Raw genomic sequence first — 1,837 nt, forward strand, 5'->3', positions numbered from 1 at the left:
TCCCAGCAAGCCGCTTCCTGCACGCTTCAGGCCAGAAAACCCGCCCTGAACCGCGGAAAACGACGAAAAATCGAGGTGCCCTTAAGTGGAAAATACCCTTTACACCCGTAGCAGCTTGCGAATGGTGACAGGCAGAGGAACGCATGACTTCATGTGGCGAGGGAGGCTCAGATGAAGGTTTTTATCGTTGCAATGTTCACCTTTTTGGCATTTTTGGGATCAGCTCGTGCAGGTGACATGAGTGGCATTGCTAACAGTTATTTTGTGCAAGCTACTCAGTTCTATGAGGAATATAATGAGCTCCGTGAAGCGGGGGAGGGCAAAGCCGCAAAACGAGTTGTCCTGTTGGAAAGAATATCGGAATTGCTAGAAGCGATTATTCAAGAGCACCCCGAAAGTGATGTTGCAGTTGAGATCGTGCTGGGCAGAGTGGGTGATTTGGACCTTGACGGTGTAGCTCAGTTATTCGATGCGGAATGCCACCTCCTACCCATCCTCTGTACCGATATGGTCGTTGAAAGTGACCCTGACCTCCAAGCGCAAGTCGAGCGGTTAATCAGAGGTCGGCTGCGAGAGTACGATCCAAATACTTTAGCTAAAGTCTGGGCGCTGTCTGAGGGTCGTAGTGCGATTTTTGTTCCGCACATTGCTGATGAGGTGCTAGATTTACTTGTTTCCACTATCGGCGATTTGCAGCTTATGCGGGTGGTAACAAGAACAACGTCTCCCCCCATCTTGGGAGGAAGCCACTTTACTGTCATGCCCTCGAGATTTGAGAGTCGGATAAGCTACGTCTTGCATAATCAGGCGATCGCTACCTCCTTCAACATCCGCGATGCTAGTGCAGTGTTTGACAACATGGGGGCTCCTGCCATCGAGATTACTCTGGACGCAGAGGGGTCAAAAAAACTTGGTGAGGCCACTGCACACGAGGTCGGTTGGCCTTTGGCTATCGCACTGGATGGTGAGGTTCTATCCGCGCCTGTAATCCAATCAAAGATCGCCAGTGGAAAAGGCATCATCAGAGGTCAGTTCTCGGTTTCAGAAACAGAGGTGATCGCGGCCATCTTACGTGCGGGACGTTTGCCTAAAGCAATCACGATCAATCCGTGAGGCTTCGTCCTTCTTTCCTTTTGGAGCCACCCGTTGGGTCACCGCTTGGGGCACTTCAGAGTGCCACCACGACAGCCAATCCATTTGCGGAAGGATGCTTCGGGCTGATCGGGTGACTGGCTGGGGTGGTAGGATTCGAACCTACGATACACGGTACCAAAAACCGATGCCTTACCACTTGGCTACACCCCAACGTGCCGCGTTGATTACTGCCAAGCGGGCGGGGGTTCAAGACCGCATTTGCGAAAAAATCGCGGTTTATTCGCGTGGGGCATCGCGGCGCAGCAGGTCGTCCTGTGCGGTGACCACGCGTTCCTCTTCGACGATGCGCTCGAGCTGATGTTCGGTGCTGGCCTGAACGTCCAGCGAATCGTCGGGGTTGTTGGCCGGGGCGGCCGGGCCCTGGGGGCTGTGTTGCGTTGTTTGCTGCGCGGGTGCGGGAGGGTCGCACATCACCAGCCGGTAGGTCGGGTCGGGCATCTCGATTCCTGCGGCCTCGAACGCGGCGAGGATCTGACGGATCGCCTCGCCCCGGGCGGTCAGCAGCGACGTGCTGCGCTGATCGATCCAGGCGGTCATGCGCAGCGATATGTCGGACGCGTTCAGGCTTTCGGTCCAGACCAGAACGGCAGGGCTGGTCAAGACTGTGAATCGGCATGCAAAAGTGACCCACTTGGGTGGGTTATGATCATCTAAAACTGACCCACCTGCATTGTTAACATCC

Annotated in this window: 2 protein-coding genes and 1 tRNA gene; 1 reads left to right on the forward strand and 2 read right to left on the reverse strand. The window is 54.8% G+C overall.

Going from position 1 to position 1,837, the window contains the following annotated elements; translation table 11 throughout:
• The first annotated feature begins 171 nt into the window (after positions 1 to 171).
• Positions 172 to 1,113: a SecDF P1 head subdomain-containing protein gene (locus ACFTOW_RS13470; RefSeq protein ID WP_379916562.1), complete on the forward strand. Its 942-nt coding sequence runs from the start codon at positions 172 to 174 to the stop codon at positions 1,111 to 1,113.
• A 117-nt stretch (positions 1,114 to 1,230) separates the two neighbouring features.
• Here the strand turns inward: ACFTOW_RS13470 and ACFTOW_RS13475 are convergent.
• A tRNA-Gln gene (locus tag ACFTOW_RS13475) sits at positions 1,231 to 1,305 on the reverse strand.
• 66 nt (positions 1,306 to 1,371) lie between these two features.
• Entirely contained in the window at positions 1,372 to 1,755 is a 384-nt protein-coding gene (locus tag ACFTOW_RS13480) for a hypothetical protein (RefSeq protein WP_379916564.1), read from the reverse strand.
• Positions 1,756 to 1,837 lie beyond the last annotated feature (82 nt).

Source organism: Lacimonas salitolerans (assembly GCF_042677865.1).
GTDB classification, from domain to species: domain Bacteria; phylum Pseudomonadota; class Alphaproteobacteria; order Rhodobacterales; family Rhodobacteraceae; genus Lutimaribacter; species Lutimaribacter salitolerans.